Source organism: Vibrio sp. PNB23_22_6 (genome assembly GCF_052877535.1).
In genome coordinates this window covers 20,513-34,296 of the sequence record NZ_JBNFXP010000022.1, presented here as the reverse complement: position 1 = coordinate 34,296, position 13,784 = coordinate 20,513, and the positions used below count along the sequence as shown (strand labels likewise).

15 protein-coding genes are annotated in these 13,784 nt (G+C 45.9%); 8 read left to right on the top strand and 7 right to left on the bottom strand.

The window, feature by feature from the left end:
- Positions 1 to 67: 67 nt before the first annotated feature.
- On the bottom strand, positions 68 to 1,462 hold the full coding sequence (gene cpxA / locus ACVA54_RS15770) for an envelope stress sensor histidine kinase CpxA (protein WP_099080078.1): 1,395 nt from the start codon (positions 1,460 to 1,462) through the stop codon (positions 68 to 70).
- Complete coding sequence (locus ACVA54_RS15765) at positions 1,462 to 2,151, bottom strand: response regulator (RefSeq protein ID WP_099080077.1); 690 nt, start codon at positions 2,149 to 2,151, stop codon at positions 1,462 to 1,464. Before ACVA54_RS15765 ends, cpxA begins: the two co-directional genes overlap by 1 nt.
- Positions 2,152 to 2,328: 177 nt before the next feature.
- Here ACVA54_RS15765 and ACVA54_RS15760 point away from each other — a divergent pair, with 177 nt between their 5' ends.
- From ACVA54_RS15760 to pfkA, 4 genes are all read left to right on the top strand, one after another.
- Positions 2,329 to 2,838 (top strand): Spy/CpxP family protein refolding chaperone, encoded by a 510-nt coding sequence (locus tag ACVA54_RS15760; RefSeq protein ID WP_446649739.1) that lies wholly within the window; start codon positions 2,329 to 2,331, stop codon positions 2,836 to 2,838.
- A 245-nt stretch (positions 2,839 to 3,083) separates the two neighbouring features.
- Positions 3,084 to 3,596, top strand: a complete 513-nt coding sequence (locus tag ACVA54_RS15755; RefSeq protein ID WP_446649738.1) for a CpxP family protein — start codon at positions 3,084 to 3,086, stop codon at positions 3,594 to 3,596.
- 123 nt (positions 3,597 to 3,719) lie between these two features.
- Positions 3,720 to 4,628 (top strand): CDF family cation-efflux transporter FieF, encoded by a 909-nt coding sequence (gene fieF / locus ACVA54_RS15750; protein WP_446644503.1) that lies wholly within the window; start codon positions 3,720 to 3,722, stop codon positions 4,626 to 4,628.
- 283 nt (positions 4,629 to 4,911) lie between these two features.
- Positions 4,912 to 5,874 carry a 6-phosphofructokinase gene (gene pfkA / locus ACVA54_RS15745; RefSeq protein WP_446615241.1) on the top strand — a complete coding sequence of 321 codons (963 nt, stop codon included), beginning with the start codon at positions 4,912 to 4,914 and terminating at the stop codon, positions 5,872 to 5,874.
- 67 nt (positions 5,875 to 5,941) lie between these two features.
- On the opposite strand, the gene ACVA54_RS15740 is transcribed toward pfkA, so the two are convergent.
- Positions 5,942 to 7,327, bottom strand: coding sequence for an MATE family efflux transporter (locus ACVA54_RS15740; RefSeq protein ID WP_446649737.1), 1,386 nt, complete (start codon positions 7,325 to 7,327; stop codon positions 5,942 to 5,944).
- 231 nt (positions 7,328 to 7,558) lie between these two features.
- Between ACVA54_RS15740 and ACVA54_RS15735 the strand changes: the two genes are divergently transcribed.
- The 3 genes from ACVA54_RS15735 (at position 7,559) to ACVA54_RS15725 (ending at position 10,606) form a co-directional block, all read left to right on the top strand.
- Positions 7,559 to 7,849: a co-chaperone GroES gene (locus ACVA54_RS15735; RefSeq protein WP_005381516.1), complete on the top strand. Its 291-nt coding sequence runs from the start codon at positions 7,559 to 7,561 to the stop codon at positions 7,847 to 7,849.
- A gap of 76 nt (positions 7,850 to 7,925) precedes the next feature.
- Complete coding sequence (groL, locus tag ACVA54_RS15730; RefSeq protein WP_099080071.1) at positions 7,926 to 9,569, top strand: chaperonin GroEL; 1,644 nt, start codon at positions 7,926 to 7,928, stop codon at positions 9,567 to 9,569.
- Positions 9,570 to 10,042: 473 nt separating this feature from the next.
- A complete protein-coding gene (locus ACVA54_RS15725) occupies positions 10,043 to 10,606 on the top strand; it encodes a VC2662 family protein (RefSeq protein ID WP_172438147.1) in 564 nt (187 codons plus the stop codon).
- 51 nt (positions 10,607 to 10,657) lie between these two features.
- Here the strand turns inward: ACVA54_RS15725 and ACVA54_RS15720 are convergent, their stop codons facing one another.
- Positions 10,658 to 11,155 (bottom strand): MgtC/SapB family protein, encoded by a 498-nt coding sequence (locus ACVA54_RS15720; protein ID WP_099080069.1) that lies wholly within the window; start codon positions 11,153 to 11,155, stop codon positions 10,658 to 10,660.
- A 95-nt stretch (positions 11,156 to 11,250) separates the two neighbouring features.
- Complete coding sequence (epmB, locus tag ACVA54_RS15715; protein WP_446649736.1) at positions 11,251 to 12,273, bottom strand: EF-P beta-lysylation protein EpmB; 1,023 nt, start codon at positions 12,271 to 12,273, stop codon at positions 11,251 to 11,253.
- Positions 12,274 to 12,305: 32 nt separating this feature from the next.
- Between epmB and efp the strand changes: the two genes are divergently transcribed.
- Entirely contained in the window at positions 12,306 to 12,872 is a 567-nt protein-coding gene (gene efp, locus ACVA54_RS15710; protein ID WP_005425036.1) for an elongation factor P, read from the top strand.
- 136 nt (positions 12,873 to 13,008) lie between these two features.
- Here efp and frdD read toward each other — a convergent pair whose 3' ends face one another.
- Together frdD and frdC are read right to left on the bottom strand one after the other, a co-directional pair.
- On the bottom strand, positions 13,009 to 13,386 hold the full coding sequence (gene frdD / locus ACVA54_RS15705) for a fumarate reductase subunit FrdD (RefSeq protein WP_099080067.1): 378 nt from the start codon (positions 13,384 to 13,386) through the stop codon (positions 13,009 to 13,011).
- Between the two features lie 12 nt (positions 13,387 to 13,398).
- Positions 13,399 to 13,782, bottom strand: coding sequence for a fumarate reductase subunit FrdC (gene frdC, locus ACVA54_RS15700; RefSeq protein WP_099080066.1), 384 nt, complete (start codon positions 13,780 to 13,782; stop codon positions 13,399 to 13,401).
- Between the last annotated feature and the right edge of the window lie 2 nt (positions 13,783 to 13,784).

The following is a 13,784-nucleotide window of genomic DNA, read 5'->3' as shown; positions in this document are numbered from 1 at the left end:
ATATACCTAACTGCTATTGGTATGCATTAGAGAGATGAGCGACGAACGTATTCAGTCGCTCAAATTGTTAGTTGAATAACGGGAGCTCGATCGTGACTCGCAGACCGCCTAACGGACTGCGACTGGCCACGATCGAGCCACTGTGCTGACGAATCGCACTCTCGGTGATGGTTAAGCCTAGTCCCGTTCCTCCTGAGTGGCGATCACGAGCAGTAGAGACGCGATAAAACGGGCGGAATATTGCATCCAATTCATCTTCAGGCACTCCATCACCATTATCATCGACGGTAATTTTTAGTGTATCAACGTGGTCTTGAATATCGACGTTTACTTGGTCTTTTCCATAATAAACCGCATTACGGATGATGTTCTCAACGGCGCTCATAAGCAGCTTTGGATTACCAGAAATGGTGCGGTCAGGTAAATCTGAATAGCTGAGCGTCTTGTCCATTTGCTCGGCTTCAAATTGAGCATCCTTGATGATCTCTTCCCATAAGCTGGCAATCGGCTGAGTCTCACGGTTCATATGACTGTTCACTTGCATGCGAGAGAGCTCGAGCAGCTCTGCGATCATCTGTTCAAGGCGCTGTGCTTCGGTGTCAATTCGGATTAACTCAGGGCTTTCACCTTGCTTTCTTGTAGCCAGTGCACTTGCCATTCGTAGGCGAGTCAGTGGTGAGCGTAATTCATGGGAAATATCAGACAACAAACGTTGCTGACCGGAAATCATCTGATTTACCGCTTCAACCATTTGATTAAAGCTCGCTCCTGCTTGACGAAATTCGGTGGTGCCTTTTTCAAGGTTTGGGTCGATAACAAACTCCCCTTTTGCCACACGCTGGGCGGCCGTTTCCAATCGACGTGCGGGCTGGCTTAATGCCCATGCTAGCCACAACAATAGTGGTGTACTCGCCGCCATCACCGCCAATAGTAGCTGCAATGGATGATCAAACAGACGCAACATGATTGGCGGTGGCTGATTCCACTTAAACCCAACGTACATCAAGAGGTCGGAGCCTGCGAGTTGAATCGGCATTGGCCCTGCAATCATATAGTGCCCATAAAGTTTTTGCTTTGGCTGTTTTTGATCGTCAATGCTGGTGACAAAGTTTTGCATCGCACGCATGCGAAAATCGCTACTCTCTGCTGAGGTCAGCACGTTTCCATCGTAATCAGAAAAGAACACTTGTGGGCGAGGATCATGCTTGCTAGGGCGATGGCCTTCGACGCTAAATAGGATTTTTCCGAGATTCTTTTCTTTTTGGTACTTCTTTTCAATGCGATCGCGGATTTCAATCATGCGCAGATAGTGATCTTGTGGGATATCGCGAGCTTTACGTGGATCCAAATGGGGTAATGACAGTACGGCCATTAAAACCAAAAACATCGTGAACCAAAAGATGGCAAAGATGCGTCCATACAAGCTATTTATCTTCGGCAGTTTGAAGCGTGACGAGCGCATTAATCCTCCTCAATCAACATGTAACCACGCCCACGTAGGGTTTTAATCCTTGGTTTACCATTGCTTTTATCTGGCAATTTCTTACGTAGGTTAGATACGTGCATATCAATAGCGCGGTCGAAAGCTGCCAAGCGCTTACCAAGCACATCGAGACTCAGTGTCTCTTTGGTCAGTATTTGCCCTGGGTTTTGCACAAAGTGGGTTAGTAGAGCGAATTCTGTGGTGGTTAAGTCCATTAGTGCGTTGTCGCAGTACGCTTCTTGTTTGCCTGGGTAGAGTTTGATTTCTTGGTACTCAATGCAGTCACTATTTTTAGCGCTTTTTTGTGTGCTGCTGGTACGGCGTAAAATCGCACGGATACGCGCCAGCAATTCACGATCACTAAAAGGCTTAGGTAGGTAATCGTCCGCGCCAAGCTCTAGGCCGATCACACGATCAATTTCTTCGCCTTTCGCCGTTAACATCAATACCGGCGTTTCCCAGCTTTCACGTAAGCGTTTTAGGGTTTCCATTCCATTGAGTTTCGGCATCATGACGTCGAGTAAGATAAGATCGATCTCGCTACTCATGGCCATTAAACCTGCTTCGCCATCATTGGCTTCAGTGACGTCAAAACCTTCAAAGCTTAGCACTTCTTTTAGCAAGCTAGTTAGCTCGGTATCGTCATCAATCAAAAGAATGTTTGCCATTTAAGTACCTACTAATCATTCATAGTTGTTCTAATATTACATTGTTATGAGAGTCTGCGAAGCGCCTGAAAATGACTCTTTACGATTATTTACTCTGTTTATGTCTCTTTACTGCATGTACTCAAGATTATTGAGCATGTGGAGAGTTCATCAGTGAATAAAATAAGGAATGTACTTATGAAACGTCTTAAAAGCCGTACTATTGAGATGCTGATACTTCCCTTAGTATTTGCATCGACTAGTGCCATAGCCGATAGCCATGAGCAAGAGTATGATGAAAAATTCCATGACAAATGTGGTATTTCGATGAATTTGGATCGCGGAATGGTGCATCAACTCGATTTAACGGATGAACAAAAAGCGAAGCTAAAATCGATACGAGAAGCGCATAAGCAGGAGAAGAAGCAGACTAATGTTAATCGAAAGGTGGAGCAAAAGGAGCGACATCAGAGAATGCAAGCGATCGTATTAGAGAGTGAGTTTAACCACGCAAAAGCAAACGGGTTTGCTCAAGAGGTGGCCGCGATACAAGCTGAACGACGTGTTCAAATGATGAAGAATAAACATGAGATGCTGAGCGTATTAACGACGGAACAAAAAGCGAAATTTGTGCAGCTTCAAGATGACCGCCAAAAAGAGTGCAGTAATAAAAGACACCAACGCAATGATTCGAAAATGACTGAATAATGCGTCAAAGCCTCTTTTATATTCTTAATGTACTGATGAGTGTCTGCTACTCACATCTGGTTTGAATAGGTCACTGTGGCGACCAGGTATTTTCCTTTTATGACGAGAGAGGAAAAAATAATAAAACAGGCCTTTACGCTTATTTACGCTCCTTATACGTTGCTTTACCTGACAGGTCGTATTCTACACTTAAGCGCTGTGAGAGCAGCTCAAAAGAAATATTAACCTGTGTAAGGAATCAAATTATGAAATCTGCAAAAAAAGTTGTACTAGCTGCAATTATCCTACCACTTACTCTAGGTGCAGCGAGCGCATTTGCATTCGGTGGCAAAGATCATCACAAAGGTCCACGCGGTGAGTGTAGTCAAGGTATGGAGCGCGGTGTTATGCGTCAACTAAACCTAACGGATGCACAAAAAGATAAGCTAAAAGAAATGCGTAAAGCAAACAAAGCGGACATGAAAGCCAACTATGCAGAGCATCACCAAGCTCGTAAAGCAGAGCGTCAAGCCCATCACGCGAAAATGCAAGCATTGCTGTTGGCTGATAACTTTGACGAGGCAGCTGCAAACGACCTAGCAAAAGAGATGGTTGAGAAGCAAACTGAGCGCCGCGTGAAGATGATGGAGAAAAAGCACCAGATGCTGAGCGTGCTGACACCTGAGCAAAAAGTGAAATTTGTTGAACTTCAAAAAGAGCGTCAACAAGAGTGTGGTGAAAAAATGCAAAAGCGCATGCAAAAACACCATAGCAGCTAATTGTGAGCTGAATGAATCCTAAGGGGCAGTCACCGTACTGCCCCTTTTTGATCCTGTAATGTCATACTCATTAATACCGTAACGAGGTATAATCAACACACGGCTTGAGTTAACTCCTTGATTATGAAATACCAATATGCACGACTCGTCACAACTGCGGCATGGGCTGCAACCATTGTGGCGACACTTCTTCTCATTATGAAAGTCATCACCTGGTGGGTGACCGGTTCTGTCAGTCTGTTGGCATCGTTAATTGACTCGATGCTGGACATTGCAGCTTCGGTAGTGAACCTCATCGTGGTTCGCTTCGCCTTACAACCTGCCGATCGAGAGCACACCTTTGGGCATGGTAAAGCGGAGTCGTTAGCGGCGTTAGCACAAGCGATGTTTATCTCTGGTTCAGCGGTTTTCCTCATCTTAAATGGTATCGAGCGTTTCTTCCGTCCTCAGGATTTGCATGCCCCTGAATTGGGGGTTTACGTATCACTATTCGCCATTGTTGTGACCTTGGGGTTAGTAATGTTCCAAAAGCACGTCGTGCGCGTCACTGGCAGTCAGGCAATTGCGGCTGATTCTCTGCATTACCAAACTGACCTATATATGAATGCGGCCATTATGGTGGCATTGGGTCTGAGCTACTTTGGTGTGACGCAAGCCGATGCGGCGTTTGCGGTGGGAATCGGTATCTTTATTCTTTACAGCGCATTTAAGATGGTCACTGAGGCGATTCAAACCTTACTTGACCGACAGTTACCGGAAGAAGAGCTTGAACAAATTCGCGCGGAATGTTTTGAAGTAGAGGGGGTGTTAGGTGTGCACCAACTGCGTACACGCATGTCCGGACCAACGCGTTTTATCCAGCTGCATTTGGAATTGGATGATAATTTACGCCTGATTGAAGCGCACCTTATTGCAGATAAGGTGGAAGATAAGTTATTGACGCGATTCCCAGAGGCCGATGTTTTGATCCATCAAGACCCGATATCGGTAGTGTTTGGACCAGAGAAAGAGCAAAAAGCACAAGATTGGTAGTAATCCAAAAATCGGTAGAACTAACGACAAATAGGCGCTTATTGACTATCTTTCCATCAATACTTATTAAGAATCTTGATCCTGATGTGAATCAACAAAGTCAACAAGATAAACTGTAATACTCTTACATAAGTAGAAAAGTTACATAAAAATGTGTGTTTTCATTGGTATTCCTATTGAGGAAATGTAACATAACGCACAGTTCTGGATTATGCGGCTTGCTTGGTAACAAGAAGCCAAAAAAGAAAATTAAATAATTGATTGCCAAAGTTCGAGGGTGAGCATGATTAAGAAGATCGGTGTTTTAACAAGTGGCGGTGACGCACCTGGTATGAACGCTGCAGTTCGCGGCGTAGTACGTACCGCACTATCAGAGGGATTGGAAGTTTTCGGTGTGTACGATGGCTACCTAGGTCTTTACGAAGGTCGCATCGAGCCACTAGATCGTTCTAGTGTTTCTGATGTGATCAACAAAGGTGGTACGTTCCTAGGTTCAGCACGTTTCCCTGAGTTCAAGGAAGTGGCAGTACGCGAAAAAGCGATTGAGAACCTAAAAAAACACGGTATCGATGCACTGGTTGTGATCGGCGGTGACGGTTCTTACATGGGGGCGAAGAAACTGACAGAAATGGGTTACCCATGTATCGGTCTGCCAGGCACCATCGATAATGACATCGCAGGTACGGATTACACGATCGGTTACCTAACGGCATTAAACACCGTTATCGATGCAATCGACCGCTTGCGCGACACGTCATCTTCCCACCAGCGTATTTCTATCGTAGAAATCATGGGTCGTCACTGTGGTGACTTGACTCTGATGTCTGCTATCGCAGGTGGCTGCGAGTACATCATTACTCCAGAAACGGGCCTAGATAAAGAGAAGCTGATCGGTAACATCCAAGACGGTATCGCAAAAGGCAAAAAACACGCCATCATTGCGCTTACTGAGCTGATGATGGATGCAAACGAATTGGCGAAAGAGATTGAAGCGGCAACGGGTCGTGAAACTCGTGCAACCGTTCTTGGTCACATCCAGCGTGGTGGTCGTCCAACCGCATTCGACCGTGTTCTTGCATCTCGCATGGGTAACTATGCTGTTCACCTACTAATGGAAGGTCACGGCGGCCGTTGTGTTGGTATCGTGAAAGAGCAGCTAGTTCACCACGACATCATCGATGCGATCGAGAACATGAAGCGTCCAGTACGCAACGACCTTTACCAAGTGGCTGAAGAGCTATTCTAAGCTAGCTTGAATAAGTCAAAATCAAAAAAACCGCGGTGCTCCGCGGTTTTTTATTCTCTGAATTTTGTTACTTAGCAGTGGCTTGATGCTCTGCCAAAGTGATGCGTCGTTCGCGCAGAGCAAACAAATACCCCAAGACCCCACCTAGCGTATTACCTAGCGCAATACCGATAAACAATCCTTCAATGCTGTACACCTGACTGCCGATCCAGGCTGCTGGTAAGGTAAACACGAACAAACGCATAAAACTCCATTGGAAAGCGCGTAGAGGCTTGTGCATCGCGTTAAAACCGCTCACCAACATCATTACAATACCTTGGAATCCGTAACTGAACGGTACGACTAGGAGGTAATGCCACAATTGATTTTCTACAGCGGCTTCCTGAGAGAACAGTGCCGCAAGAGGGATACTCAGTGGAACCATCGCTAAGAAGATAATGCCTTGGAATACCACTGCAAAGCGCATGCTGAGAAACCAGCCAGCAAAAGCACGTGCGGGATTTTTTGCGCCGAAGTTCTGCGCCATGAACGGCGTTAGGGCAGAGGTGAGAGACATCAGCACCAATAACAGAATGGATTCAATACGTTGAGCGGCGCCATAAGCGGCTACGGCAGCCGTACCATGACTAGAGAGCATCATCATTAGAATGGCACCAGACAATGGGGTCATCGTATTAGACAGTGCAGCCGGAGTCCCTATCTTTAAGGTTTGCTGCCAATCTTGTTTGATGAACGACCACTCAATGGGAGCCAGTAATTTTTCTCGTTTCACCAACACATAAAAGGAGCCCAATAAAGCCCCAAACCAGCTTAGCGCACTGGCAATCGCAGCACCTTGAATGCCTAATTTAGGAAATGGGCCATAGCCGAAAATAAACAACGGATCGAGTACGCCATTAATTAACCCTGCAAGCATCATGATTTTTGCGGGCGTTTTGGTATCTCCTGACGCACGGATGGCACTGTTACCTGCCATTGGAATCACCAACAAGGGTATGGTCAGATACCAAACCTGCATGTACTGCTCGATGAATGGGATGGAGTCCTCTTTCGCGCCCAATAGACGAAACAAGGGGTCAATGGTGAAGAAGCCCAGAGTTGAAGCTACCGTTACCAGCAATACGGCTAACAACAAACCGTGACTCGTGAAACGTGCCGCTTGTGGCGCGTGCCCCTGCCCGAGTAAGTGGCCAATGTTAGTTGAAAGCCCCATTCCGATGCCCATGGTGATGCAGTTCACCGCAAAAGTGACAGGAAAGGTATAGCTGATGGCTGCCAGTGCTTGCGTACCCAGCAGAGAGATAAAGAAAGTGTCGACCAGGTTAAACATCAAAATGGCGATCATGCCTATGGTCATGGGAACCGTCATCTTGCGTAAGGTGTCGGGAATGGGCGCGGTCAACAAACCATGTTTATCGTCGGCCTGATTGTCCGGCTTATTCTTTTCCAGCATTTTTGACATCTAATCTGGTGAGGGAGCTGCAAGGATACAAGAAAGCAGGAAAGCGGGCGAGTGGGCATTTCGAACGCAAACCGTTGCTTAACTGTTCGATCTTTTAACTAAGTCACAAAAAACTCTCTTTCACCCCTTGGGATTCATAGTGTTGTCCCTAATATACTTATCACGTGCCCTCTTCGCGGGCAATTATCAAATACACATGGAAATTTTCAGGAGAGACGACCGATGAACATTCGTCCATTACATGACCGAGTTATTGTTGAACGTAAAGAAGTTGAATCTAAGTCAGCTGGTGGCATTGTTTTAACTGGTTCTGCTGCGGAAAAATCGACTCGCGGTGTAGTTCTAGCTGTAGGCAAGGGCCGTATTCTAGAAAACGGCACAGTGCTACCACTGGACGTCAAAGTTGGTGATACTGTTATCTTCGCTGAAGGTTACGGCACTAAGACTGAAAAAATCGACGGTAAAGAAGTGCTTGTGATGTCTGAAAACGACATTATGGCGATCGTTGAGTAATAGCAATCGTTGAGTAATTTTTTGCTCTGATTTAAAAACGAACTCGAACTTAAAGAATTTAGAAAGGAAATCAAAGATGGCTGCTAAAGACGTTAAATTTGGTAATGATGCAAGAGTTAAAATGCTAGAAGGCGTAAACGTTCTAGCGGACGCAGTAAAAGTAACACTGGGTCCTAAAGGCCGTAATGTAGTTCTAGACAAATCTTTTGGTGCACCAACCATCACTAAAGATGGTGTATCAGTAGCGCGTGAAATTGAACTGGAAGACAAATTCCAGAACATGGGCGCACAAATGGTTAAAGAAGTGGCATCTAAAGCAAACGACGCAGCGGGTGACGGTACAACAACAGCAACAGTACTAGCGCAAGCAATCGTAAACGAAGGTCTAAAAGCAGTTGCGGCGGGTATGAACCCAATGGACCTTAAGCGTGGTATCGACAAGGCGGTTATCGCAGCGGTTGAGCAACTAAAAGAGCTGTCTGTTGAGTGTAACGACACCAAAGCTATTGCACAGGTTGGTACTATCTCTGCGAACTCTGACGTAAGCGTTGGTAACATCATTGCAGAAGCGATGGAAAAAGTAGGCCGCGACGGTGTTATCACGGTTGAAGAAGGTCAAGCGCTACAAGATGAACTAGACGTGGTTGAAGGTATGCAGTTTGACCGCGGTTACTTATCTCCTTACTTCATCAACAACCAAGAAGCGGGCTCTGTTGATCTAGAAAACCCATTCATCCTTCTAGTAGACAAGAAAATCTCGAACATTCGTGAACTTCTTCCTGCTCTAGAAGCGGTTGCTAAAGCGTCTCGTCCACTGCTTATCATCGCTGAAGATGTAGAAGGCGAAGCATTAGCAACGCTAGTTGTGAACAACATGCGTGGCATCGTGAAAGTAGCAGCGGTTAAAGCACCTGGTTTCGGTGACCGTCGTAAAGCAATGCTGCAAGACATCGCCATCCTAACTGGTGGTATCGTGATTTCTGAAGAAGTGGGTCTAGAGCTAGAAAAAGTAGCACTAGAAGACCTAGGCCAAGCGAAACGCGTTGCAATCACGAAAGAAAACACCACCATCATCGATGGCGCGGGTGAAGAAGCAATGATCCAAGGTCGTGTTGCTCAAATCCGTCAGCAAATTGAAGATGCAACTTCAGACTACGACAAAGAGAAACTACAAGAGCGTGTTGCTAAGTTAGCAGGCGGTGTTGCAGTCATCAAAGTTGGTGCAGCAACTGAAGTTGAAATGAAAGAGAAGAAAGACCGCGTAGAAGATGCACTACACGCGACTCGCGCAGCGGTTGAAGAAGGTGTGGTTGCTGGTGGTGGTGTTGCACTAATCCGTGCGGCATCTAAGATTGTTGACCTACAAGGCGACAACGAAGAGCAAAACGTTGGTATCCGCGTTGCACTACGAGCAATGGAAGCGCCACTTCGTCAAATCACGAAGAACGCAGGTGACGAAGAGTCAGTCGTTGCGAATAACGTGAAAGCGGGTGAGGGTTCTTATGGTTACAACGCAGCAACAGGCGAATACGGCGATATGCTTGAGATGGGTATCCTAGATCCAACTAAAGTAACTCGTTCAGCTCTACAATTCGCGGCATCAGTTGCCGGTCTAATGATCACAACAGAAGCGATGGTGACTGACCTACCACAAAAAGATGGCGGTATGCCTGATATGGGTGGTATGGGCGGTATGGGTGGTATGGGCGGCATGATGTAATAGCCAGCCTATCTCTTTGCTCTAAGGCTTAATTACCGTGTCGAGCATGCACATTTACTAGCGTAAACTGCGCGTGCTCTCCTTGTTCTAAAGTCATAGAGCGGTGAGCTAGACTACCGATAAAGTTCGATAAGCCGAGGTTTATGCCTCGGTTTTTTCGTTTCTGTCACGCGGAATCGTTCGGCTTTAGAGGGCGTCGCGCATTTTACTTAATGGGTCTTCATTCCAAATCTGAGGGCTACATGAAAAAACGAGAGCTTGTTGTCTAAACAAAACTTGCGGTAAAACGGCACTATTGTGCAGGATTGTGTGCTTAATGTCAGTAAATGTGTTTAAAATCAACATCGTAAATTAATTTTAAGGGTGGTAAGGCTTTTAAATATGACTTCCTGTTACCAAAAAATTAGCTAAAATAGCGCAAGATCTGAACACTACACTGTGTTGTAAATGAAATACTTCCTCTGGAGATAAAAATGAAAAAGCTTATGACGTCATTGGCTGTTGCAGCCGTTATTGCCTCACCTGTTGCCCTTGCTGACAGTACGCCAGTTATGTTCTCTACGATTGATGACACTAACGTACCATCTAACTCTTCTGTTGGCGGTGTTCGTTTATCAGTTCTTCACGGTCAAGTGAACGAAGTGAAAGGTGTCGACTTCTCCCTACTTGGTATGTCTGAAACAGACCGCACAACAGGTGTTAACTTTGGTCTTTTCTTTGGTGCGTCTAAAGTAAACCAAGAAATGAAAGGTGTATCGCTAGGTTTATTCAACTGGAACCAAGGCCAAACAACCGGTCTTAACCTAGGTGCGGTAAACGTAACGAATAACGTTGAAGGTCTTAACTGGAGTGCGGTGAACTACTCTGAAGGTTACACAATGGCGGATATCGGTCTGGCGAGTATCTCTAAAAAATCGAACTTCCAACTTGGTTTCTTTAACATGACAAACCAAATCGACGGCGTTCAGATTGGTCTTCTAAATTGTGCGGACAACGGTTTCTTCAAGTGTTTCCCAATCGTGAACTTTGCTAAGTAAGTTCAGTGAACACAGATAAAAAAAGGCCCCGATACCATATCGGGGCCTTTTTTATTTTACGATGCGAGTGGACGTTTTTCGCTGTTGCATCTTTTGGTGTACCCCGCGACGCAAGGCTTTGATGCGGTTTTCTGCTTTGTCTACACCAAGCAGTACCGTTAGTGCTAATAAGGTAATAATGATGGATTGTGTCAGATAGCCAAGTCCTATCATCAAGCCTAATCCAGCCAGCATCCAAATGACCGCGGCTGAGGTCACTCCGTGGATCTTTCCGTCTTGAGCCATCATCACCCCTGCTCCTAAGAAGCCAACGCCTGTGATGATCTGGCCAAGTACGCGAGCTTGGTCGAGCGTGTTTGGCGACAAAGAAACCGCCATCGACATAAACAAGTAAGTGCCTGAGATCACGAGAATTGCGGTACGAATACCTACGGGCTTACCACGAGTTTGGCGCTCTATACCGATCATCAAGCCATTGATAGCACAGCAAAGTAATGCCGCCCAACTGAATGGACCAAGATCGACATAGTGTTCAAAAGTTGCTTGCATCTTAACCTCCAAATTTGCGGAGTATGCATAGATAAGACCGCCTGATCGAACAAAAGCTTTTATTTGTTACGACAAAATCCTATACGAGTAACACGCTACTCTAAGTGCAGATCCAGTGGCGTTTTACTTGGGCGGCCGCCGATTTCTCGGGCTAGCTTAGGCACCAGATAACCAGAAACTCGCGTAATGACACCGCGCATGATTGCTTTGGCTTCTTCGTCTGATACAAAGTAGTGCGCCGCACCTTGGACTTTATCTAAGACATGCAAGTAGTAAGGTAGAATGCCAGCATCAAACAGCGCTTCGTTTAGTGCCACTTGTGCTTCAACGCTGTTGTTGACGTCTTTAAGTAATACGGCTTGGTTTAGCAAGGTCACTCCGGCTTGCTTCAGCTTCGCCATTTGAGCGGCAAATTCAGCGTTGATCTCGTTAGCGTGGTTAATGTGCGTCACCAACACGATTTGTAGGCGAGAAGCGCGAAGTAGCTGGCATAGCTCATCAGTGATACGAGCAGGAATCACCACAGGCAAACGACTGTGAATACGCAGGCGTTTGATGTGTGGGATTTGTGCGATGTGCTCCAATAGCCAGTGGATCTCATCGTCTTTGGCCATTAACGGGTCGCCACCAGAGAAGATCACTTCGTTCAACTCGGGTTGCTTCGTCATGTATTTCAGACATTGAGCCCACACTTGTTTGCCGCTCTTATTCTCTTGATAAGGGAAGTGACGACGGAAACAGTAACGGCAGTTCACCGCACAGCCACCTTTTACGATCATCAACGCGCGGTTGCGATACTTGTGCAGTAACCCTGGGATCTCATTATCTTGCTCTTCGAGAGGATCGTCGGAATAGCCTGCATGCACTTCAAACTCTTCGCTCAAAGGCAATACTTGACGTAAAAGTGGATCGTAAGGATTGCCTTTTTCCATCCTTTCGACAAAACTTTGCGGTACACGCTGTACAAACAGCTTGCGCGCAGCAAACCCGTCTTGCCACGGAGAAGGATCTATTTCCAATATTTCCAGCAATTTTGCAGGATCTGAGATCCCATTCGCTAACTGTTTGAGCCAGTTTTGCTCAACAGATTCGACTTTTCGGGTTATTATGTGCGGCATTGAATTTAGCTCTAAGAATGTAAGAGGAAAAAATGGCTACAGTTAGCACCAATGAATTTAAAGGCGGCCTTAAGTTAATGCTTGATAACGAGCCTTGTGTAATTCTGGAAAACGAATATGTTAAACCAGGTAAAGGCCAAGCATTCAACCGCGTTAAAATTCGTAAACTTCTTTCTGGTAAAGTGCTAGAGAAAACATTCAAGTCTGGTGACACTTGTGAAGTGGCAGACGTAATGGATATCGACCTAGATTATCTATATTCAGACGGCGAATTCTACCACTTTATGAACAACGAAACTTTCGAGCAGATCGCTGCAGACGCGAAAGCGGTTGGCGATAACGCTAAGTGGTTGGTAGAAAACAACACTTGTATGATCACACTTTGGAACGGTAACCCAATTACTGTGACTCCACCAAACTTCGTTGAGCTAGAAGTGACGGATACCGATCCAGGTCTGAAAGGTGATACTCAAGGTACTGGTGGTAAACCAGCTACGCTATCAACTGGCGCTGTTGTACGTGTTCCACTATTCATCGCAATCGGTGAAGTGATCAAAGTTGACACTCGTACTGCTGAATACGTAGGTCGTGTGAAGTAATTCACGTTTCCCTGAAAAAGGTCGCTTTGGCGGCCTTTTTTGTTACTTGCGTGTCAATAAGCCAAAAGATCACGAGTGATCCAAAGCAATAAAAAAAGCTGGCTTAGAGCCAGCTTCTTTATTTTTATGCCATCTTTTAAATCATAAAGACAAAGATAACGGCGAGTGCAGAGATAAGACCAGCAAACGCGTAACATGCGATTTTACCTACCACACCGGTGTGGAATTTAAGGTCGTGCATGCCGTGGTGTAGACGGTGCATTGCATGCCACATTGGCAGTGCTAGCGTACCGATGATGAACAGTGCGCCAATGATGCTGGTTGCGAACTCAGACACGCGATCAAAGCTCATAGCTTCTGCATCAATGATGCCTAGTGGAACTAGGATACCCAGTACCAGTACCGTGATTGGTGTGATCATCGCAAACCAAGTACCACCGGCACCAAATAGACCCCACCAGATTGGCTCATCAGAACGTTTCGGCGCTGTATTAACACTATAATTCGGTTTCATTACTCAAGCTCCTTACACCACGATGAGAACGATCAGTGAGATGAACGCCACTGCTGCCCACTGAGTCAGAACGATGATTTTCTTATCCACTGGTTTGCCTTTCAAACGAATAGGCATTACCTGTGGCATCATGCTGAAGAACGTTTGTGCGTGGAATAGGCTACCTAATAGTGCAACGATGTTGATCGCGATTACGATAGGGTTTGCCATGAACGCCAACCAAGCTTGCCAAGCTTCAGGGCCTTTCACTAGTGAACCTAGACCGAAAGTCAGGAAAATAGTGAATAGGATCAAAGGAAGCACTGTCGCTTCACGTAGCATGTAGAAGCGGTAGAAAGGATGATCTTTCCACCAAGTGCGTTTTACTTCACGAACGTAAGGTTTACGGTTGCTCATCC

Excerpts from the sequence above, each read along its gene's own strand:
- cpxA (WP_099080078.1), bottom strand. The coding sequence starts at position 1,462 with ATGCGCTCGTCACGCTTCAAACTGCCGAAGATAAATAGCTTGTATGGA.
- ACVA54_RS15765 (WP_099080077.1), bottom strand. The coding sequence starts at position 2,151 with ATGGCAAACATTCTTTTGATTGATGACGATACCGAGCTAACTAGCTTG.
- ACVA54_RS15760 (WP_446649739.1), top strand. The coding sequence starts at position 2,329 with ATGAAACGTCTTAAAAGCCGTACTATTGAGATGCTGATACTTCCCTTA.
- ACVA54_RS15755 (WP_446649738.1), top strand. The coding sequence starts at position 3,084 with ATGAAATCTGCAAAAAAAGTTGTACTAGCTGCAATTATCCTACCACTT.
- fieF (WP_446644503.1), top strand. The coding sequence starts at position 3,720 with ATGAAATACCAATATGCACGACTCGTCACAACTGCGGCATGGGCTGCA.
- pfkA (WP_446615241.1), top strand. The coding sequence starts at position 4,912 with ATGATTAAGAAGATCGGTGTTTTAACAAGTGGCGGTGACGCACCTGGT.
- ACVA54_RS15740 (WP_446649737.1), bottom strand. The coding sequence starts at position 7,327 with ATGCTGGAAAAGAATAAGCCGGACAATCAGGCCGACGATAAACATGGT.
- ACVA54_RS15735 (WP_005381516.1), top strand. The coding sequence starts at position 7,559 with ATGAACATTCGTCCATTACATGACCGAGTTATTGTTGAACGTAAAGAA.
- groL (WP_099080071.1), top strand. The coding sequence starts at position 7,926 with ATGGCTGCTAAAGACGTTAAATTTGGTAATGATGCAAGAGTTAAAATG.
- ACVA54_RS15725 (WP_172438147.1), top strand. The coding sequence starts at position 10,043 with ATGAAAAAGCTTATGACGTCATTGGCTGTTGCAGCCGTTATTGCCTCA.
- ACVA54_RS15720 (WP_099080069.1), bottom strand. The coding sequence starts at position 11,155 with ATGCAAGCAACTTTTGAACACTATGTCGATCTTGGTCCATTCAGTTGG.
- epmB (WP_446649736.1), bottom strand. The coding sequence starts at position 12,273 with ATGCCGCACATAATAACCCGAAAAGTCGAATCTGTTGAGCAAAACTGG.
- efp (WP_005425036.1), top strand. The coding sequence starts at position 12,306 with ATGGCTACAGTTAGCACCAATGAATTTAAAGGCGGCCTTAAGTTAATG.
- frdD (WP_099080067.1), bottom strand. The coding sequence starts at position 13,386 with ATGAAACCGAATTATAGTGTTAATACAGCGCCGAAACGTTCTGATGAG.
- frdC (WP_099080066.1), bottom strand. The coding sequence starts at position 13,782 with ATGAGCAACCGTAAACCTTACGTTCGTGAAGTAAAACGCACTTGGTGG.